Here is an 18,548-nt window from a genome sequence, read left to right as displayed (position 1 = left end):
TAGGTGCGTCCCGCGTTCGCCGCTTCGGGACCGCTTCGGCGGCATCTGCGCCGCGCACGTGTCTGGATGCTACGCCGATGCAGGCACCCCCGCAAGGACTTTCGCCTGAACGGAAAACGGCCGGGTTTCCCCGGCCGTTTCCGTGCACAGCTGTTGCTACGTCAGTTCATCAGAACTGGTAGCGGAAGCCCAGCTGCAGCGACCACTGCGACACACCGACATCAAAGCCGTCTGCGTCATTGTTTGCCACCGCCGGCAGGTCAGCGCCGCGGAAGTTGTACACGTACTTGCCGTCCTTCATGCCCTGCAGGGTGGCCACACGCGCATCGGCAAAGAAGCCGTAGTCGTAGATGTTGCCCCACTTCTTGTTCAGCATGTTGCCGACGTTCTGGATGTCCAGCCACACTTCCGACTTGTGACCCTTCATGAAGCCCGGCAGCTGCTGGCTGATACGGATGTCGAAGGTGTTGATCCAGCCGGTACGGAACTGGTTGGCCGGAGCGTAGCTACCCGCATACTTGGCCAGCTGCGGGTTGGCGGCCAGCCACTCGTAGAACGACTTCTCCATTTCCGGGTTGGCGGTGAACCGACCGGTGTCCTTGTTGATGTCACCGAACAGCACATCGCCCCGGTTCGGCACGTAGAACAGGTCGTTCGCACTACGGCTGTCGCCGTTGGCGTCGTTGACGTAGACGTAGCTGTACGGACGGCCGCTACGGCCTTCGTACACCAGGCCCACCTTGGTTTCGTAGTCGCCGAAGAACTTGTGCTTCCAGTTCAGCGAGCCCGACAGGCGGTCGCGGATCTCGTAGCGCGAGGTGTTCTCGGTTTCGCTGTTGGCGTTGAAGGCGTACTGGTAGCCCCAGCCCGAGCTGGCGGTGGAGCTGGTCAGCGAGCCCACTTCGGTGGCGTCGGTGTAGGTGTAGCCGATGTTCCAGGACCAGTCGCTGGCTTCCGACCACGGCTTGCTCAACGACACGGTGAACTGCGAGGTACGGCCCTTGTCGGTGTTGGCGATTTCGTACACCGAGTCGTAGGCACCATTACGCCCGGCGCGTGCGTCGTTATTGGTCCAGAGGTTGCCGTTGCGTGCCGCTGCGTAGTAGAGCGCACGGCCGTCCGGACCCAGCTGCTGCACCGGACCCAGGTTCAGGTTCTTGTAGTACAGCGCGTCCTTCACCTTGGTGACCAGCAGCTCGGCCGAAGCCACGATGCCGTACCACGGGGTCTCATGGTCGAAGGCCAGGTTGGCCTTGTACACCGACGGCATGTTGAAGTCGCTGCCGACGAAGTTGACGTTCTGACGATTCGAGCCCGGGGTGGTCGGGACCGGCTGGCTGTCCTTGTTCGGGTTGAACGGCAGCGCCGGGTTGTTGGAGGTGTAAGCGTAGACCGAATTGTTGAAGCCGGTCGCCGAATAGCTGTTGCTCAGCCACACCTGCGGGGCATCACCCTGGAACAGGCCCACGCCACCGCGCAGCTGGGTCGGGCGCTCGCTGTCGAAGGTGTAGTTGAAACCGAAGCGCGGCTGGATCAGGAACTTGTTGCTCAGCACATCGCTGTTGTTGCGACCGAAGAACGTCGACGCCGCAGCGTTGTAGGCTGGGGCCGGACTGGTGTCAGCACGGTCGCCACGCACGCCCAGGGTCAGGGTCAGATTGTTGTTGACATACCAGGTGTCCTGCACGAACAGGGCCAGGTTGCTGAACTTGTAGTCAGCCGGAATCGAGCCCGGGGTACGCTCCGGATTGTAGTTGTAGCTGCTCCAGCGGCCAGCGGCGAAGTTGTCCAGACCGTAGAAGGTGTAGGCACCCCACGAGTTGGCGCCGAAGTAGTTGTAGATGTCGTTGGTGTCGTACGACGCACCGAACTTGACATCGTGGTTGCCCAGGGTCCATGTACCGGCGGCGTAGTAGTTCCACGCCTTGGTTTCCAGGATGTTGTTCTGCGAGTTGACTTCGGTACCCAGGTACAGCGAGTCACCCGACGGCGAACCCTGGTTGCCGCCGAAGAAGATGCGGATGCTCGGCGCATCGGTGGACACGTTGCGGATCGCCGAGTACTCGCGGTACGAGGCCTTCAGTTCGGTCGAGAAGTTCGAGGTCCAGTCGCTGAACAGCTGGGCGACGTAGCTCTCGTTGGTCTTGTCATGCTGGTACCAGTACGAGCTCAGCGAGGCAGAGCTGGTGGTCATGCCGTTGATGCGCAGCTTGCTCTGGTCGATCTTGCTGTAACGGATGTTGGCACGGTGGTTTTCGCTGATGTTCCAGTCCAGCTTCAGCGCGTACTCTTCCATCTCCGTGTCGCCGTTGCTTTCCAGGCCACCGGCGTTGATGCCGTAGCCCTGCGCGATCTGCTGCGCGCGGGTCACGTCGGCCATGGTGAACTGCGCATTGGCCTTACCCAGCGCGGTTCCGCTCAGGTCGGCGCCCGGCGCGGCCTGCTTGAACTTTTCGTAGTTGGCGAAGAAGAACAGCTTGTCCTTGATAATCGGACCGCCCAAGGTCATGCCGTAGGTTTCTTCCTTGGTGAAGCCCTTGAACGGCTGGCCTTCCGGGTTGTCACCGAACCAGTCGCCGTCACGGTAGGTGCCGTACACCGAACCGTGGAATTCATTGGTACCCGACTTGGTCACCGCGTTGACGGTGGCGCCGGCAGCGGCAGCGATGCTGACGTCGTAGTTGGACAGGTTGATGTCCAGCGCTTCGATGGCTTCCATCGCGACCGGCTGGCGGCGGGTCGGCATGTTGTTGCCTTCCAGGCCGAAGGTATCGCTGGCCGAAACGCCGTCGATGCTGATCGAGTTGAAGCGCGGGTTCTGGCCGCCGGCCGAGATCGAGCCCGAGGCGCGATCGATAAAGGTCACGCGCGGATCCAGACGCATCAGATCCTGGATGTTGCCGCCGATGGACGGCGCAACTTCGATCTGCTGCTGGCTGATGTTGGTGCCCGAACCCATCTTGGTGGCGCTGAACACTTCCGAGCCGCCGCCGACAGCGGTGACCTGCACGGTGTCCAGGTTGGTCGCGGCGAGGTCGCCGGCCAAGGTGGCGTTGATGGTGCCGGTCTGGTTCACGCCCAGGTAGACGCCATCTTCGGTCTTGGTGCCTTCACCCGGCTTGGTGATGGTGATCGAGTACGGACCGCCCACGCGCAGGCCGCGCGCGTTGTAACGACCCGCCGCATCGGTGGTGGCACGCGAAACGGTGCCCGACTCGGTGTGGGTGATGGTGACTTCAGCACCGGCGACGGGCTGGCCGGCGCGGGACACGACCTGGCCGCCGACACCGGCAGAGGTGCTCTGGGCGAAGGCGGGAGCGGCGGCGAGCGCAGCCACGAGACCAAGGGTGAGCTTGGACATCCGGAATGGGTGAGTCATTGTTCGGTAGCCTCGATGCGAGTTGGCGATGGCGGAAAAAAGCGCATCCAAGCAGCCTTGCGGGCGGCTGTTCGGACATTTATCTGGGGTTCCCTACCGTGAACGGCAGCTGCCGCAACGGTTAACACTAGATTAACACGCTACGCTTTCAATGTGACGGTTGTGCGACAAACGGCACCGGATCGCAACGCTATCGTGACGGGATCTTCATTCCGCTTTACGAACGTCTTCACCCGTCGATGGCGGATTGCCCGCATCGAACACCTGCCCCCGCCACGCCTGTCCAGCGTGGGACAACAGGGTCACGGCCGCCGCAGCGGCAGCCTCCGGGCCACGCGCGGCCGGGTCCTGGTCGATCGAATAGGCCCGCGCCCGCAGGGCAGTACGCAAGGGGCCGGGGTAAAGGCCACTTACCCGCACCGGGCTGCGGGCCAGCTCGTCATGCAGGCTGCCGATCAGCCCGCGCAGACCGTGCTGGGCGGCGCCATAGCCGCCCCAGTACGCCTGCCCCACCCGCTCAGGGGCATCCACGGTGAATACCAGTGCCGCGTCTTCACGCTGGCGCAGCAACGGCAGGCAGGCCTGGGCCAGCCAGGCAGGAGCGGTCAGGGTGACGTGCACGGCACGGGCGAAACTGGCCGGGTCGGCCAGCTCGAACGGGGTCAGGCCGGGAAAGTGCGCTGCACAGACCAGCAGGCCATCAAGACGTCCCAGCTCCTGCGCCACGGCCTGGGCCAGTTCGGCATAGTCGTCAGGACCTGCACCTTCCAGGTCCAACGGGTACAACAGGGGTTCCGGCCCGACCGCCTGCACCTGGGCGTAGACCCGGTCCAGCCGTCGTGGCTTGCGCCCCAGCAGGACCACGGTCGCTCCCGCCTCGGCGGCAGCCACAGCGGCGGCACTCCCCAGCCCACCACCGGCGCCGGCAACGAGCACCACGCGATCCTGCAACGGGCGGCCATCGAGCGCCCCGTCTGCCGGTGACGTCGATGGCCAGGCGCTCATCCCTGCGCAGCCTCTTCGACGATGCGCTTGAGCTCGCCGGCTTCGAACAGTTCCATGACGATGTCACAGCCGCCGATCAACTCACCGTTGATGAACAGCTGCGGGAAGGTGGGCAGATTGGAGAAGCGCGGCAGGTTGGCGCGGATCTCGGGCTCTTCCAGCACATTGACCGTGCGCAGCGCCACGGCGCCTGCGGCCATCAAGGCCTGCACGGCGCGGCTGGAATAGCCGCACATGGGGTATTGCGGGGTGCCCTTCATGAACAGCACGAGCGGGTAACGATCCACCTCGGCCTGGATTTGCTGCATTACCGCCACACCTCACTCCTTGCGTCGCCGGACAAACCAACCGTGATGGTCGGCTAGACTGCCCACGGTAGCCCCCATTGTAAGCCGATGGTACCGGCTGCCGCCGCCCCCTGGCCACGAACCTGTCCATGCCCGTCGAATTGCCCGCCCTGCCCTACCTGCCCTCGTCCCTGCAGCCGCACCTGTCGGCACAGACCGTGGAACTGCATCACAGCCGCCACCATCGCGCCTACGTCGACGCGGTCAATGCCGCCATCGTCGGCACCGAATGGGAAGAAGCCATGCTGGAGGACATCGTCCGCCACGCCCAGGGCGCGCTGTTCGATGCCGCTGCCCAGGCCTGGAACCACGGCTTCTACTGGCAGTGCCTGCGCCCGCGTGGCGGTGGCGAACCGCAGGGCCGCCTGGGCGAACTGGTCAAACGCCAGTTCGGCGACGGCCAGCGTCTTCGCGAAGAGTTCAACCGGACCGCGCTTGGCCTGTTCGGCTCCGGCTGGGTATGGCTGGTACAGCACCCGGGTGGGCAGCTCGGCCTGCAGGCGACGCGCAACGCGGGCACGCCGCTCACCGGCGACAGCACGCCACTGCTGTGCTGCGATGTCTGGGAGCACGCGTACTACACCGACTACCAGAATGATCGTGCGCGTTATCTGGAAGCATTCTGGCAACTGGTGAACTGGGAGTTCGCCGAGAGCCAGCTGCGCTGATACGGACGAGCATCGCCCGGCGCTACCGGCATCACGCCATGCCGTGGTGGATGCCTACCTTGGTGGGCACCGCTCTGGTAGCTGCCCACCTTGGTGGGCATTGCCGGCCAGCGGCCGGCACTACCTGGATCAGCGGCGTCCGCCGGCCGGCCCCGTTTGATCAGCCGTTGCGCAGCGCGTGCACCGCTGGAGCCACCTGGGCCTGACGGTCCAGTTCCAGCCCAACCTGCACCAACGCATCCGCCAGTGCACCGGCATCATCATCGCGCAGGGTGGCGTGACCGACCTTACGGCCATCACGCGATTCCTTGCCGTAGTCGTGCCAATGGCCGCTGGCCTGCTGCAGCACCGGCGTCGGGTCAGGCATCGCCCCCAGCCAGTTCAGCATGCAGGCATGGCCAAGCATGCGGGTACTGCCCAGCGGCAGACCGAGCACCGCGCGCAGGTGGTTCTCGAACTGCGAGGTTTCGCTGCCTTCGATGGTCCAGTGACCGGAGTTGTGCACACGCGGCGCCATCTCGTTGGCCAGCAGTTCACCGTCGCGGCAGAACAGCTCCAACGCGAACACACCCACGTACTGCAGGTGCTCGGCGACACGCTGGGCATAGCCGATCGCCGCTTCGTGCTCGGCAGCGGACAGCACCGCCGGTGCCACGCTGGCCGAAAGCACACCGTCCACATGCCAGTTGCCGGTGACCGGCCAGGCCTGGAAGCTGCCATCGCGACCGCGCACGGCCACCACGCTGACTTCGCGCTGGAAGGCGACGAAGCCCTCGAGGATCAGGCCGGTGCGCTCGACCTGCGCACCCAGCGCCTGCCAAGCCGCATCGATGTCCGCTTCGCTGCGCAGGCGGAACTGGCCCTTGCCGTCGTAGCCCAGGCGGCGGGTCTTGAGGATGCACGGCAGACCGAATTCGGCGGCCTTGGCGGCCAGTTCGTCGCGGCTGCGGATATCGGCGAACGCCGGCAGCGGGATACCCAGCTGCTGGAACAGGGTCTTCTCGCTCAACCGGTCCTGGGCCACGGCCAGCGCCGACGGCGGCGGGTAGACCGGCACGCGGTCGGCCAGCCATTGCGCGCTATCAGCCGGCACGTTCTCGAAATCGAAAGTCACCACATCGACTTTGGCAGCGAAGTCCGCCAGCGCCTGCCGATCATCGAATGCGCCGACGGTGAGCGGCGCCAGCGGGCCGCTGCAGGCATCGGCCGCCGGATCGTACAGTTCGAAGCGCAGTCCCAGCGGCGCACCAGCCAGGACCATCATGCGGGCGAGCTGACCGCCGCCGAGGATGCCGACGGTCAGGCTCATTGGCGCGGATCGTCGTGGGCCATCACGTCTTCGGTCTGGCGCGCGCGGAAAGCATCGAGCGCCTGGCCGATCGCCGGCTGGTCGCTGGCCAGCATCGCCGCGGCGAACAGCGCGGCATTGGAGGCGCCGGCATTGCCGATGGCGAAGGTGGCGACCGGGATGCCGGCCGGCATCTGCACGATCGACAGCAGCGAATCCATGCCATTGAGGGCCTTGGACTGCACCGGCACGCCCAGCACCGGCACCGCGGTCTTGGCCGCGATCATGCCCGGCAGGTGCGCGGCACCGCCGGCGCCGGCAATGATCGCGCGCAGCCCGCGCGAACCCGCCTGCTCGGCATAACTGAACAACACATCCGGCGTCCGATGCGCGGACACCACCTTCACTTCGAACGGAACACCCAGAGCTTCAAGCTTCTGGGCGGCGTGCTGCATGGTTTCCCAGTCGGAGCGGGAACCCATGACGATGCCGACAAGCGGCGCGATCGGGTTGGGGGTCATTGGCCGTCACCTGCCTTAAAGACGTATTCTAGCCATCTTCCACGCAAGACGAAGAACCATGGATCGCAAGCTGCTCGACCTGCTGGTGTCGCCCGATACCCGCCAGCCCCTGTCCCTGCTGGATGGCAAGGGCCTGGAAGCCCTCAACCGGGCGATCGCCGCCGGTTCCGTCAACCGCGCCGATGGCAACCCGCTGGCGCAGCCACTGCGCGAAGCCCTGGTCACCCGCGACCGCAAGCAGGTATTCCGCGTCGACGACGGTATTCCGGTGCTGCTGGCCGAAGAGGCCATCCCGACCGCACAGATCGCCGACTTCCCGACCGCATGAACGCGCTGCCGACGCCGGATCCAGCCGTCGTCGCGGCCGATGTCGCGCGCGCGTTGGCCGAGGACCTGGGCAGCGGTGACGTTACCGCCGCCCTGCTGCCCGACCAGCCCGACAGCGCCTACCTGCTGTGCAAGCAGGATGCGGTGATCGCGGGCCGCCCGTGGTTCGATGCCACCCATCGCGCGCTCGATGCCAACGTGCAGATCGAGTGGCGGGTAGCCGAAGGCGACCATGTCAGCGCCGGTACCGTGCTGGCGCTGCTGCATGGGCGCAGCCGCAGTCTGGTCAGCGCCGAACGCACCTCGCTGAATTTCCTGCAGACCCTGTCCGGCACCGCCACCACCACAGCCCGCTATGTGGCTGCGGTGGAAGGGACAGGCACGCGCATCCTCGATACCCGCAAGACCCTGCCCGGCCTGCGCCTGGCGCAGAAGTACGCGGTGCGTTGCGGCGGCGGTGACAACCATCGCTTCGGCCTGTACGACACGGTGATGCTGAAGGAGAACCACATCCGCGCGGCCGGTTCACTGGCTGCCGCGGTGTCGGCCGCCCGCCGGCAATGGCCGCAACTGCCACTGGTGGTCGAGGTCGAGGACCTGGAACAGCTGCGGCAGGCGCTGCAGGCCGGCTGTGAACGCATCCTGCTGGACGACTTCAGCCCGGAGCTGCGGCGCGAAGCGGTGCGCATCACCGAAGGCCGCATTCCTCTGGAAGTGTCCGGCAGCGTCGGCCTCGGCGGCCTGCGTTCGATCGCTGAAGATGGCGTGGACTGCATTTCCATCGGCGGCCTGACCAAGCACGTGCAGGCCATTGATCTGTCGTTGAAGCTGGGTCCACCGCCAGGTTGAGGGTGGATTCGCGGATCGTGATGTTGCCGGCCAGCGGCCGGCACTACCGCTCTCACACCCAGCGTTCACAACAGCGCTGCGACGCTGCGACCATCCCCCACAGGAGCCGCGCATGCGCCGGATGCTCTTGCCTGCCTGCCTGCTGCTGGCCGCAGCGCCCTTCTCGGCCGCCGCCGTCGAAGCCTGCGATGTACCCCCGCGTTTCGGCCTGAGCCCGTTGGCGATCGCCATCCGCAACACTGCCTGCAACGAGCATCGCCTCTGGTTCCGCCCCTTCATCGACCGTGACGGCCGCGCCGCCAGCCTCAGTGTCACCGAAGCCGAGAGCGATCATCTGGCCGACAACGGCCTGATCGCCTGGCAACGGGTCAGCAGCTACTGGCGCGAAAGCGGCACGCTGAATGCATTGGGCAGCCAGCCGGGTGCCAGCAGCTGCCTGGCCCCGTTGGGATCGCGCTACACCGACAGCGATTGCCGCGCGTTCCTGATCGACAATCCATGGTCAGCGGCGTTCATTTCCTGGGTGATGGTGCGTGCCGGCGTACCCGGCTTCAACAGTTCCCCACGCCATATCGACTACATCCGCGCCGCCTACCAGGCCGGCCCTTCCGGCGTGCCCTACCGCCTGGTGGACCCGGCCACCGCCAAGCCGGCACCGGGCGACCTGCTGTGCTTCCTGCGTGACCGCAGCAGCACACTCAGCTACAGCGGGCTGGTGCAGGCTTTGGGCAACGGCTCGGTCGGCCATTGGAAGTCGCATTGCGAAGTGGTGGTGGCGGCCAACCTCGGTGGCGACCAGACGCTTTACCTGGTGGGCGGCAACGTCATGAACACCGTGGCGATGCGCCTGCTGCAACTGGATCGCACCGGCATGATCAAGCTGCCGCCGCCGCGCGAGCGCGACACCACCGGCATCGACCCGACCTGCACACCGGGTCGTGAGGACGAGTGCAGCTTCAACCGACAGGACTGGGCCGCACTGCTGCAGTTGAATGCCACTGCACCGCGGGTTGCACCGCCTCCGCCGGCACCCGCTGCACCGACATCGGTGCCGCTGCAGCCGGCAACGGAGCCTGGCAGCGATCGCTGAGCAGATGCCGCTTGATCCGGCCGCCATTCGTCGCCATCTTTGGCGGATCGACACCTCACGGCTGAAGCCATGCCCACCCTGCTGATCCTGCTGATTGCCGGCGGTATCGTCTACTTCTTCTGGAACGCCGCGCGTTCGGCCGCCGAACGTGCGGTTGAACTGGGCCGCAATGCCTGCCGTGCCGCCGATGTGCAGTGGCTGGACCAGGCGGTGCACGCCACGGGTCTGCGGCTGTCGCGCGGGGAAGATGGCCGGCTCGGTTTCGAGCGCACCTTCAAGTTCGAGTATTCCTACGACGGCATCGATCGCCATGTCGGCCGCATGGTGCTGCGCGGCGACCAGCTGATTTCCTTCACCGGCCCGGGTGCGGCGCGGATCAGCCAGATCCGTGCGGACAACGAAGATGCCGAGGATGTGTAAGCAAGATCATCCACGCATGGCGTGGATCTACTGGACAGCGCGCCGGTAGATCCACGCCATGCGTGGATCGCCATGTCGGCCGCATGGTGCTGCGCGGCGACCAGCTGATTTCCTTCACCGGCCCGGGTGCAGCGCGGATCAGCCAGATCCGTGCGGACAACGAAGATGCCGAGGATGTGTAAGCAAGATCATCCACGCATGGCGTGGATCTACTGGACAGCGCGCCGGTAGATCCACGCCATGCGTGGATGTAAAGCTGCGGAAACTACTTGACCACGCGCAGGGTCGGGCGGCCCTTGGGCGGCGGACCAGCGGGCGGCGTGTCGTCAGGCGGCGTCTGCTCATCGTCGTGCAGCAGCTCATCACTGGCCTGCGCCGGCTCGCCACCGGGAATGTCGTCCGGCAGCGCCATGCCCTGCCCGGTCTCGCGCGCATACACCGCCAGCACCGCGCTGATCGGCACCTGCACCGGATAGCTGGTGCCGGAGAAGCGCGCCGAGAAGCTCACCGACTCGTTGTCGATCACCAGCCGCACGACTGCGCGCTCGGCGATGTTGAGCACCACCCGGCCGTCCTTGACGGCCGAAGGCGGAACCTGCACGCCGGGAACGCCGGCGTCGACCAGGATGTGCGGAGTCAGCTGGTTGTCGTTGATCCATTCCACCAGAGCCCGCAACAGATACGGGCGGTGGCTGGTCATGTGGAAGAAGTCTTCGGTCATGCGTGAAGTGTAGCGCCCGACGCCCCTGCCGGGGCGGATCGCCTGCACGCCGGTCGGCGTGCAGACGGGAAAGCGGATACCGGATCAGCCCGGCAGATCGCGCAGTTTCTTTTCCTGATCGGTAAGGCTGCGAACGAAACCAGGGTGGCGGAAAATCCGGTTGCCGTAGTCCTCGATGGCCTTGCTGTCCTTCGGCAACGGCACATCCAGCGATTGCAGGCGCCAGATGATCGGCGCCATCGCGCAGTCGGCCAGGCTCATTTCCGGGTTGAGGAAGAACTTGCTGGCCTTGAACAACGGCAGCGAGGCCGTCAGCAGTTCCTTCAGCCGCTTGCGCCCTGCCTCGGCCTGGGTCTTGTTGCCCAGCTGGATCGCCTGCACCTGCGGCACCCAGTCATGCTCGATACGCAGCATGGCCAGGCGGATGCGCGCGCGCGACAGCGGGTCAACCGGCATCAGCGGCGGGTGCGGATAGCGCTCGTCCAGATACTCGCTGACCACCGACGCGGCATACAGCACCAGCTCGCGCTCGACCAGGGTCGGCACCGAATGGTACGGATTGAGATCGATCAGGTCTTCCGGCGGGTTCTGTGGATCGACCGGAACGAAGTCGAAGCTCACGCCCTTGGCCGCCAGCACCAGGCGCACACGGTGGCACAGTACATCGTCGTTCGAGGAAAACAGCGTCAGTGTATTGCGCATGCGTACGCTCGCCGCCATCAAAGGCTCTCCTACGACAGGAGACCGCCTGCCGCATCGGCGCCGCCAGCACCGTGCTGGCGGTCGACTCCTCCCCGAGTGTGCAACCGACCATCACAAAAGCCAATAGGCCCGATGCAATGGCCGGCTCTGGATCAGTGCACGTCCTTCCAGTATTCCTTCTTCAACAGGTACACCAGGAAGGTCAGCAGGGCCAGGAACAGGATCACCCAGACACCGAGCTGCTGCCGCTTCAGCGCGGCCGGTTCGCCGGCGTATTCGAGGAAGTTGGTGATGTCGCGCACGGCCTGGTCGTACTGGCCCGCATCGACCGAGCCCGGACTTTCAATGCGCAGGCCGGTCACCGGCGGGTCCATGCCCGGCGCTTCGGCCTTGCCATGCACTGCGTGCTGCAGGCCCTGCATCTCCCACAACGGATTGGGCATGGATGCATTGGCGAACAGCGCGTTGTTCCAGCCCAGCGGGCGGCTGCTGTCCAGGTAGAACGACTTCAGGTAGGTGTAGATCCAGTCGCTGCCGCGTACCCGCGAAATCAGGCTCAGGTCGGGCGGCATCTTGCCGAACCACTTTTCGGCCTGCTCCTTGGGCATCGCCACGGGCACGGGATCGCCGACCGCCGAGCCGGTGAAGTTGAGGTTGTTCATCACCTCTTCCTCGCTCAGCCCCAGGTCCTCGCCCATCCGCGAATAGCGCAGGTACTTCAATGCGTGGCAACCGCTGCAGTAGTTCATGTACAGCTGGGCGCCGCGCTGCAGCGACGCCCGGTCACCCAGGTCGTTGCCGGCCTGCAGCAGCTTGGTGCCGCCCTCGGCGGCCATTGCCAGGGTACTGCCCAGCATCAGGGCGGCCGCCAGGGCCAGCCGGACCATCCAGCGCTCAGTCATGCGTGGTCACCCTTTCCGGTACCGGCTTGGTCTTGTCCAGCCTTGTCCATATCGGCATGGTGATGAAGAAGGCGAAGTACAGGAAGGTCAGCACCCGCCCGACATAGGTCTCGTGCGCATCGGTACCAGGACCGGAGCCGATCACCATCAACCACGCGAAGCACACCACGAACATGCCCAGCAGGCCGCGCGACAGCCAGCCGCGGTAGCGGTAGGACTTGACCTTGGCGCGGTCGAGCCAGGGCACCAGGAACAGGATGGCGATGGCCGAGAACATCACGATCACGCCGCCCAGCTTGTTCGGCACCACCCGCAACATCGCGTAGTACGGCGTGTAGTACCAGACCGGCTTGATGTGCTCGGGGGTGACCAGGCGGTTGGCTTCGGTGAAGTTGTCGTGTTCCAGGAACAGGCCACCGAAGGCCGGCGCAAAGAAGATGATGAAGGCCGCGATGATCAGCAGGAAGCCCGCACCGACGCCATCCTTGAGCGTGTAATAGGGATGGAACGGAATGCCGTCGGTCGGCGCGTTCGGTGACCAGCGGTTGCCCTTCGGCCCCTTCTTGATCTCCACGCCATCGGGGTTGTTCGATCCCACTTCATGCAGCGCACCCAGGTGCAGCACCACCAGCAGCAGCAGCACCAGCGGCAGCGCGATCACGTGCAGTGCGAAGAAGCGGTTGAGCGTGGCGTCGCTGGGCAGGTAATCGCCCATGATCCATTCGGTGAGGCCGTTGCCGATCACTGGAATGGCGCCGAAGAGCGAGATGATCACCTTGGCGCCCCAGAACGACATCTGGCCCCACGGCAGCACGTAGCCCATGAAGGCTTCGGCCATCAGCACCAGGTAGATCAGCATGCCCAGGATCCACACCAGTTCACGTGGCTTCTGGTAGCTGCCATACAGCAGCCCGCGGAACATGTGCAGGTAGACCACGATGAAGAACAGCGAGGCACCCGTGGAGTGCATGTAGCGGATCAGCCAGCCCCACTCCACGTCACGCATGATGTATTCGATGGAGGCGAATGCTTCGGCGGCATTCGTCTTGTAGTGCATGGTCAGGAAGATGCCGGTGACGATCTGGTTGACCAGCACCAGCAGCGCCAGCGAGCCGAAGTAGTACCAGATGTTGAAGTTCTTTGGCGCGTAGTACTCGCTGACATGCTTGCGGTAGATCGGCATCAACCCCGGCGCGCGGGCATTGACCCAGTCGGCCACGCCGGTGGCGGTACGGCTGAGGATGTTGGACATCAGGCAGCCCCCTGCGGATCGACACCGATGATGATGGTGTTGTCGTCCTGGTAGTGGTGCGCGGGCACCTTCAGGTTGATGGGTGCGGGCACGTCCTTGAAGACGCGGCCGGACATGTCGAAGCGCGACTTGTGGCAGGGGCAGAAATAGCCGCCCTTCCACTGTGGGTCGTAGGGCTCGGGGCGGATTTCACCCACCATTTCCGGCGAGCAGCCCAGGTGCGTGCACAGACCGACCAGCACCGAGATCTCGGGCTTGATCGAGCGCAGCTCGGGGTTCTGCTTGAGCACGTACTCCGGCTGCTGGTCCTTCTCGCCGGACTCTGGGTCCTTCAAGCGGCCATCCAGCCCATGCAGCGCATCGAGGATCGCCTTGGACCGTTTGACGATCCAGATCGGCTGGCCACGCCATTCCACGATCAGGCGTTGGCCTTCCTGCAGGGCGCTGATGTCGGCCACCACCGGTGCGCCGGCAAGCTTGGCGCGGGCACTGGGGTTCCAGGATTTGATGAAAGGAACTGCGGTGAATCCGACGCCGACGGCGCCCACCACGGCTGTGGTGGCAGTAAGAAAACGCCGACGTCCGGTGTTGACTGGATCGTGTACCCCATCGTTGGCCATCCGGCACTCCGATATTGATTAGGTAGCTTTAAGGCTGCCAGCGGTTCCGGTGGGGGCCAGAGCCGCATTGAATCTCGGTCGAGTGTAGCGGAACCGTCGCGCGCCACACAACGCATTGCAACAACTCTTTTCAAGGTGTGCCGACTGACAGTTGGCACCTACCCGCTTGAAGGTGTGCCGACCAACGGTCGGCACCTACTGGTGGGTCAGGGCGGTGCGGTAGCGCTCGGCCAGCTGCCCTACCCTTCGCACGTAATACTGGGTCTCGCTGTAGGGTGGCACGCCTCCATGGCGATCGACCGCGCCTTCGCCGGCGTTGTAACCGGCCGCGGCCAGGGTCAGATCACCTTTGAAGCGCTTCAACAACCACGCCAGGTACTGCACGCCGCCACGGATGTTCTGCCCGGCGTCGTAGGAATCGCTGACGCCGAAGCGTGCGGCGGTGGGCGGCATCAGCTGCATCAGGCCCTGCGCACCGGCACGGCTGAGCGCGGTCGGGTTGTACGCCGATTCGGCGTGGATGATCGCGCGTACCACCGCTTCTTCCACCCCGAATTCGCGTGCAGCCGAGGTGATCTCGCTCTGGAAGGCCGTGGTGTTCAGGCGCACGCTGCCGAAATCGACGCGTGGATTGACCCCGCAGGCGTAGCAGCGCTCCATGAAGCTGTAGCGGATGGTCCGCACCGGGCCGAGGTTGGCGACCTGGGTCGGGCGTGCACTGGTGTAGTGGCGCACCCCGTCCTGCATGTACGAATAGACCTGGCCGCTGACCATCTTGCCGCCGCGTGGAGCGGCCGGCGTGGACGCTGCCGCGGGTACCGGAGTCGGTGCGACAGCGGGACTGGCAGCGCTGGCGGCAACCGCGACCGGATTACGCTCGGCACTGGCCACCACTGCAGCAGGTGCTGGCACCGGCACCGAAGTGGCGACCGGGGCACGCACCGCCCTGCCTGCGCTGCGGGTGTAGCTGATGGTGCTGCATTGGGCACCGGCCACCCGCTTGCTGACATAGCTGGTGACCCCGTCGGCGCCAAGGCACTTGTACAGGGTGCCGGCGCTGGCCGGCGCAGCGGTCAGCGCAGCGATGATGATCGCCGTTGTCCCCAGTCTCCCCTTCATGGCCGCGAGTGTCCCAGCTTCGCTGCGGCTTGCCAAGGGCGACGGCTCAGACCGTGACCGCGGGCACGGCCAGTACCTGGCTGAGCCCGGTCAGACGCTGGGCCAGCTCCTCGCGCAGCTCGGCCGGCGTGGTCCACAGTGCCACCGGCAGGCGATCCAGGCTGAGAATCTGCGCCAGCATCATGCCGCGGCTTTCCGCACCCATCCGCAACAGACAATGGTCTGCGCCGTCAGCCTCGAGCACGCCGCACCAGGGCGGAATGCGGCCGGCCAGCTCCGCTTCACTGCCGGCCAGGCGCAGGATGGCCTGCAGCGCGAACGGCGCCTGGCTGACCGCCTGCCGCACCATCACATCGGGCGGCGCCGGGGTTCGCCGGTGCAGGCCAGGCTCGGGCAGAGGCCGCACAGCGCCCATCCGGTCCACGCGCAGCGTGCGCCAGTCCTGCCGGCCCAGGTCCCAGGCCAGCAGATACCAGCGCCGCCCGTAGTTGACCAGGTGCTGGGCCTCGACTTGCCGTTGCGTCACCGCGTCCTGCGCGCTGCGGTATTCGAAGGCCAGCCGCGCGGCCTGCCGGCAGTGCTGGGCCAGCCGCCCGAGCAGGCGCGCATCGGTGGATGGCAGATCGGACAGGGTCGCAGTGGCCGCATGCACTTCGCCGGCCTGCTGGCGGCGACGCGCCGGCACCAGCGGGTCGAGCTTGGACAGCAGGCCGCGTGCGGTGTCGTCGATGCCGGAGACCGTGGCCGAGGCCGCACGCAGGGCAATCGCCAGCGTGGTGGCCTCTTCCTCGTCCAGCAGCATCGGCAGCACCGGTGCCCCCGCGCCCAGCCGGTAGCCCCCGCCTACGCCGGCCGACGCCTGCACCGGATATCCCAGCTCGCGCAGGCGTTCGACATCGCGACGGATGCTGCGCCGATCCACCCCCATGCGCTCGGCGAGCTCGGCACCGGACCAGTGGCGGCGGGCCTGCAGCAGCGAGATCAGGCGAAGCAGGCGATGGGCGGTATGGCGCATGACGGATCGCGGACAGAAGTCGTCCGCAATTGTGCCCCAGGATGGCCCCCACTTCACCACCACCTGCAAGGAGCAATGCCATGACGTCACGCCAGATCACCCTCTATCACGCCGCCCGTTCACGCTCGAGCGGCGCGGTGGCCCTGCTTGAAGCACTGGGCGCCGACTACCGCATGCAGGTGCTGGACCTGAAGGCTGGCGCCAACCTGGCCCCGGCCTATCTGGCGATCAATCCGATGGGCAAGGTGCCGGCCATCGTGCACAACGGCGCCCTGGTGACCGAGCAGGTGGCGATCTACCTGTACCTGGCCGACCTGTACCCGGAAGCCGGGCTGGCGCCGCCGATCGGCGACGCCCTGCGCGGCCCCTATCTGCGCTGGATGGCCTTCTACGGCGCCTGCTTCGAACCGGCGATGATCGACCGGGCGATGCGTCGCGACCCGCCGCCGCATGCGATGTCGCCCTACAACGACGCCGATACGGTGCTGCAGGTGATCGAAGCACAGCTGGCGCAGGGGCCGTACCTGCTGGGCGAGGTGATGAGTGCGGCAGACGTGTTGTGGGGCAATGCACTGGCATGGACCAGTGCGTTCGGCCTGGTGCAGCCAGCACCGGCGACGGCCGCCTACATCGAACGGATGAGTGCGCTGACCGCGTTTGATCGTTCGCGGCAGATCGATGCGGAGCTGATCGCGGCGTAAGGGCACTCGCCGGGCACGGGCCGGCGCTACCGAACGGCGCGGGATACGGGTAGCGCGGGGCCATGCCCCGCGAGCGCGCAGCGCGGCGCCGTTGGCGTTGTGCAGGGCGAGCGCGACGGGATGCGGGTAGAATCGCCCCCTTTCCCGCCACCCGAATGGATTAAGCGCCATGACCGGGACGCCAGACGTCTTTCCGCCCGCCACGCCGGGCGGTACCCCGCTCGTTGCCCTGCCCGCCGGTCCGCGCAAGCCCGACCAGGTGAAAGGCAAGCTGTACATCAAGACCCACGGTTGCCAGATGAACGAGTACGACTCGGCCAAGATGGCCGACGTGCTCGCCGCCAGTGATGGCCTGGAACTGACCGATCGCCCCGAGGACGCCGACGTCATCCTGGTCAACACCTGCTCGATCCGCGAAAAGGCGCAGGAGAAGGTGTTCAGCCAGCTGGGCATCTGGAAGAGCCTGAAGAACCAGGGCCGTGAGGTCATCATCGGCGTCGGCGGTTGCGTGGCGTCGCAGGAAGGCGAGGCGATCATCAAGCGTGCGCCGTTCGTCGACCTGGTGTTCGGCCCGCAGACGCTGCATCGCCTGCCGGAACTGATCCGCGCCCGCCGCGAACAGCAGCGCCCACAGGTGGACATCAGCTTCCCGGAAATCGAGAAGTTCGATCGCATGCCCGAACCACGTGCCGATGGCGCGTCGGCGTTCGTGTCGATCATGGAAGGCTGCTCCAAGTACTGCTCGTTCTGCGTGGTGCCCTACACGCGCGGTACCGAAGTCAGCCGCCCGTTCGAGGACGTGGTGGTGGAAGTGGCACAGCTTGCTTCGCAGGGCGTGCGCGAGATCAACCTGCTCGGCCAGAACGTCAACGCCTACCGCGGGCCGTATGGCGACGGCGAGTTCGCCGACCTCGGCCTGCTGATCCGCACCATCGCCGAGATCGATGGCGTTGGCCGCATCCGCTTCACCACCTCGCACCCGCTGGAGTTCAGCGATTCGCTGATCGATGCGTTCCGCGATGTGCCGCAGCTGGCCAACTTCCTGCACCTGCCGGTGCAGGCTGGCAGCGACCGCGTGCTATCAGCGATGAAGCGCGGTTACACCGCACTGGAATTCAAGTCGAAGATCCGCAAGCTGCGTGCGGTCCGCCCGGACATCTCGATCAGTTCGGACTTCATCGTCGGTTTCCCCGGCGAGACCGATGCGGATTTCGAGAAGACCATGAAACTGATCGAGGACATCGGCTTCGATCACAGCTTCTCCTTCATCTATTCGCGTCGCCCGGGCACGCCGGCAGCGGACCTGGAAGACACGATCAGCGATGCGGAGAAGCATGCACGCCTGTCGCGCCTGCAGGAACGCATCAATGCACACGCTGCGAGCATCTCCGAAAGGATGGTTGGCAGCGTACAGGCCGTGCTGGTGGAAGGCCCTTCACGCAAGAACCCGAATGAACTGACCGGCAAGACCGAGAACATGCGTTCGGTGAACTTCCCGGCGCACCCGCGCCTGATCGGCCAGTTCGTGGACGTGGTGATCACTGAAGCGCTGACCAATTCGCTGCGCGGCCGCGTGGTGGCGGAATAAGGTGTGCCGACCAACGGTCGGCACCCACCGCAAT

The 18,548-nt window shown here is 65.7% G+C and carries 19 protein-coding genes and 1 pseudogene; 8 read left to right on the top strand and 12 right to left on the bottom strand.

The features are described from left to right. Positions 1-169: 169 nt before the first annotated feature. The 3 genes from CR156_RS04770 to grxD all read right to left on the bottom strand — a co-directional run bounded on the left by CR156_RS04770 (position 170) and on the right by grxD (position 4,701). Entirely contained in the window at positions 170-3,361 is a 3,192-nt protein-coding gene (locus CR156_RS04770; protein ID WP_100552081.1) for a TonB-dependent receptor, read from the bottom strand. Positions 3,362-3,586: 225 nt separating this feature from the next. Continuing rightward, positions 3,587-4,384 carry an SDR family NAD(P)-dependent oxidoreductase gene (locus CR156_RS04765; RefSeq protein ID WP_100552080.1) on the bottom strand — a complete coding sequence of 266 codons (798 nt, stop codon included), beginning with the start codon at positions 4,382-4,384 and terminating at the stop codon, positions 3,587-3,589. Then, a complete protein-coding gene (gene grxD, locus CR156_RS04760) occupies positions 4,381-4,701 on the bottom strand; it encodes a Grx4 family monothiol glutaredoxin (RefSeq protein WP_025875264.1) in 321 nt (106 codons plus the stop codon). The genes CR156_RS04765 and grxD overlap by 4 nt, the downstream gene beginning before the upstream one ends. Positions 4,702-4,820: 119 nt before the next feature. On the opposite strand from grxD, the gene CR156_RS04755 reads away from it, so the two are divergent. Further along, a complete protein-coding gene (locus tag CR156_RS04755) occupies positions 4,821-5,399 on the top strand; it encodes a superoxide dismutase (RefSeq protein WP_100552079.1) in 579 nt (192 codons plus the stop codon). Between the two features lie 160 nt (positions 5,400-5,559). On the opposite strand, the gene CR156_RS04750 is transcribed toward CR156_RS04755, so the two are convergent. Both CR156_RS04750 and purE read right to left on the bottom strand, forming a co-directional pair. Next, complete coding sequence (locus CR156_RS04750; protein ID WP_100552078.1) at positions 5,560-6,708, bottom strand: 5-(carboxyamino)imidazole ribonucleotide synthase; 1,149 nt, start codon at positions 6,706-6,708, stop codon at positions 5,560-5,562. Continuing rightward, entirely contained in the window at positions 6,705-7,208 is a 504-nt protein-coding gene (gene purE / locus CR156_RS04745) for a 5-(carboxyamino)imidazole ribonucleotide mutase (protein WP_099820029.1), read from the bottom strand. Before purE ends, CR156_RS04750 begins: the two co-directional genes overlap by 4 nt. Positions 7,209-7,266: 58 nt before the next feature. On the opposite strand from purE, the gene CR156_RS04740 reads away from it, so the two are divergent. The 5 genes and pseudogenes from CR156_RS04740 to CR156_RS23340 form a co-directional block, all read left to right on the top strand. Beyond that, positions 7,267-7,536: a Trm112 family protein gene (locus CR156_RS04740; protein WP_099820028.1), complete on the top strand. Its 270-nt coding sequence runs from the start codon at positions 7,267-7,269 to the stop codon at positions 7,534-7,536. Then, a complete protein-coding gene (gene nadC, locus CR156_RS04735) occupies positions 7,533-8,384 on the top strand; it encodes a carboxylating nicotinate-nucleotide diphosphorylase (RefSeq protein ID WP_100552077.1) in 852 nt (283 codons plus the stop codon). The genes CR156_RS04740 and nadC overlap by 4 nt, the downstream gene beginning before the upstream one ends. A gap of 112 nt (positions 8,385-8,496) precedes the next feature. Then, positions 8,497-9,474: a DUF2272 domain-containing protein gene (locus CR156_RS04730; protein WP_100552076.1), complete on the top strand. Its 978-nt coding sequence runs from the start codon at positions 8,497-8,499 to the stop codon at positions 9,472-9,474. A gap of 69 nt (positions 9,475-9,543) precedes the next feature. Next, positions 9,544-9,894 (top strand): DUF3301 domain-containing protein, encoded by a 351-nt coding sequence (locus CR156_RS04725; protein WP_089241240.1) that lies wholly within the window; start codon positions 9,544-9,546, stop codon positions 9,892-9,894. 62 nt (positions 9,895-9,956) lie between these two features. After that, positions 9,957-10,076, top strand: a pseudogene (locus tag CR156_RS23340) (DUF3301 domain-containing protein); the annotation flags it as partial. Between the two features lie 83 nt (positions 10,077-10,159). On the opposite strand, the gene CR156_RS04715 reads toward CR156_RS23340, so the two are convergent. The 7 genes from CR156_RS04715 to CR156_RS04685 form a co-directional block, all read right to left on the bottom strand. Continuing rightward, positions 10,160-10,615, bottom strand: coding sequence for a ClpXP protease specificity-enhancing factor (locus CR156_RS04715; protein WP_100464519.1), 456 nt, complete (start codon positions 10,613-10,615; stop codon positions 10,160-10,162). An 84-nt stretch (positions 10,616-10,699) separates the two neighbouring features. Continuing rightward, a complete protein-coding gene (locus tag CR156_RS04710; RefSeq protein WP_089240017.1) occupies positions 10,700-11,335 on the bottom strand; it encodes a glutathione S-transferase N-terminal domain-containing protein in 636 nt (211 codons plus the stop codon). A 134-nt stretch (positions 11,336-11,469) separates the two neighbouring features. Further along, positions 11,470-12,219 carry a cytochrome c1 gene (locus tag CR156_RS04705; protein ID WP_100552075.1) on the bottom strand — a complete coding sequence of 250 codons (750 nt, stop codon included), beginning with the start codon at positions 12,217-12,219 and terminating at the stop codon, positions 11,470-11,472. Then, positions 12,212-13,471 carry a cytochrome b gene (locus CR156_RS04700; RefSeq protein ID WP_025875284.1) on the bottom strand — a complete coding sequence of 420 codons (1,260 nt, stop codon included), beginning with the start codon at positions 13,469-13,471 and terminating at the stop codon, positions 12,212-12,214. Before CR156_RS04700 ends, CR156_RS04705 begins: the two co-directional genes overlap by 8 nt. Beyond that, positions 13,471-14,091 (bottom strand): ubiquinol-cytochrome c reductase iron-sulfur subunit, encoded by a 621-nt coding sequence (petA, locus tag CR156_RS04695; RefSeq protein WP_025875286.1) that lies wholly within the window; start codon positions 14,089-14,091, stop codon positions 13,471-13,473. The genes CR156_RS04700 and petA overlap by 1 nt, the downstream gene beginning before the upstream one ends. 195 nt (positions 14,092-14,286) lie before the next feature. After that, the gene (locus CR156_RS04690) at positions 14,287-15,210 is read right to left on the bottom strand and encodes a lytic transglycosylase domain-containing protein (protein ID WP_100552074.1); all 924 of its coding nucleotides are present in this window, start codon (positions 15,208-15,210) and stop codon (positions 14,287-14,289) included. Between the two features lie 46 nt (positions 15,211-15,256). Further along, positions 15,257-16,225 carry a helix-turn-helix transcriptional regulator gene (locus CR156_RS04685; protein ID WP_100552073.1) on the bottom strand — a complete coding sequence of 323 codons (969 nt, stop codon included), beginning with the start codon at positions 16,223-16,225 and terminating at the stop codon, positions 15,257-15,259. 80 nt (positions 16,226-16,305) lie between these two features. Between CR156_RS04685 and CR156_RS04680 the strand changes: the two genes are divergently transcribed. Continuing rightward, entirely contained in the window at positions 16,306-16,926 is a 621-nt protein-coding gene (locus tag CR156_RS04680) for a glutathione S-transferase family protein (protein WP_100552072.1), read from the top strand. Positions 16,927-17,095: 169 nt separating this feature from the next. After that, entirely contained in the window at positions 17,096-18,514 is a 1,419-nt protein-coding gene (miaB, locus tag CR156_RS04675; RefSeq protein ID WP_100552071.1) for a tRNA (N6-isopentenyl adenosine(37)-C2)-methylthiotransferase MiaB, read from the top strand. Positions 18,515-18,548: the final 34 nt, after the last annotated feature.

This window comes from Stenotrophomonas lactitubi (assembly GCF_002803515.1).
Taxonomy (GTDB): domain Bacteria; phylum Pseudomonadota; class Gammaproteobacteria; order Xanthomonadales; family Xanthomonadaceae; genus Stenotrophomonas; species Stenotrophomonas lactitubi.
This window is presented reverse-complemented; position numbering and strand designations above follow the sequence as displayed.

What these genes read in the sequence shown, in the direction of transcription:
- CR156_RS04770 (WP_100552081.1), bottom strand. Translation starts at nt 3,361, where the DNA reads ATGTCCAAGCTCACCCTTGGTCTCGTGGCTGCGCTCGCCGCCGCTCCC.
- CR156_RS04765 (WP_100552080.1), bottom strand. Translation starts at nt 4,384, where the DNA reads ATGAGCGCCTGGCCATCGACGTCACCGGCAGACGGGGCGCTCGATGGC.
- CR156_RS04755 (WP_100552079.1), top strand. Translation starts at nt 4,821, where the DNA reads ATGCCCGTCGAATTGCCCGCCCTGCCCTACCTGCCCTCGTCCCTGCAG.
- CR156_RS04750 (WP_100552078.1), bottom strand. Translation starts at nt 6,708, where the DNA reads ATGAGCCTGACCGTCGGCATCCTCGGCGGCGGTCAGCTCGCCCGCATG.
- purE (WP_099820029.1), bottom strand. Translation starts at nt 7,208, where the DNA reads ATGACCCCCAACCCGATCGCGCCGCTTGTCGGCATCGTCATGGGTTCC.
- CR156_RS04740 (WP_099820028.1), top strand. Translation starts at nt 7,267, where the DNA reads ATGGATCGCAAGCTGCTCGACCTGCTGGTGTCGCCCGATACCCGCCAG.
- nadC (WP_100552077.1), top strand. Translation starts at nt 7,533, where the DNA reads ATGAACGCGCTGCCGACGCCGGATCCAGCCGTCGTCGCGGCCGATGTC.
- CR156_RS04730 (WP_100552076.1), top strand. Translation starts at nt 8,497, where the DNA reads ATGCGCCGGATGCTCTTGCCTGCCTGCCTGCTGCTGGCCGCAGCGCCC.
- CR156_RS04725 (WP_089241240.1), top strand. Translation starts at nt 9,544, where the DNA reads ATGCCCACCCTGCTGATCCTGCTGATTGCCGGCGGTATCGTCTACTTC.
- CR156_RS04715 (WP_100464519.1), bottom strand. Translation starts at nt 10,615, where the DNA reads ATGACCGAAGACTTCTTCCACATGACCAGCCACCGCCCGTATCTGTTG.
- CR156_RS04710 (WP_089240017.1), bottom strand. Translation starts at nt 11,335, where the DNA reads ATGGCGGCGAGCGTACGCATGCGCAATACACTGACGCTGTTTTCCTCG.
- CR156_RS04705 (WP_100552075.1), bottom strand. Translation starts at nt 12,219, where the DNA reads ATGACTGAGCGCTGGATGGTCCGGCTGGCCCTGGCGGCCGCCCTGATG.
- CR156_RS04700 (WP_025875284.1), bottom strand. Translation starts at nt 13,471, where the DNA reads ATGTCCAACATCCTCAGCCGTACCGCCACCGGCGTGGCCGACTGGGTC.
- petA (WP_025875286.1), bottom strand. Translation starts at nt 14,091, where the DNA reads ATGGCCAACGATGGGGTACACGATCCAGTCAACACCGGACGTCGGCGT.
- CR156_RS04690 (WP_100552074.1), bottom strand. Translation starts at nt 15,210, where the DNA reads ATGAAGGGGAGACTGGGGACAACGGCGATCATCATCGCTGCGCTGACC.
- CR156_RS04685 (WP_100552073.1), bottom strand. Translation starts at nt 16,225, where the DNA reads ATGCGCCATACCGCCCATCGCCTGCTTCGCCTGATCTCGCTGCTGCAG.
- CR156_RS04680 (WP_100552072.1), top strand. Translation starts at nt 16,306, where the DNA reads ATGACGTCACGCCAGATCACCCTCTATCACGCCGCCCGTTCACGCTCG.
- miaB (WP_100552071.1), top strand. Translation starts at nt 17,096, where the DNA reads ATGACCGGGACGCCAGACGTCTTTCCGCCCGCCACGCCGGGCGGTACC.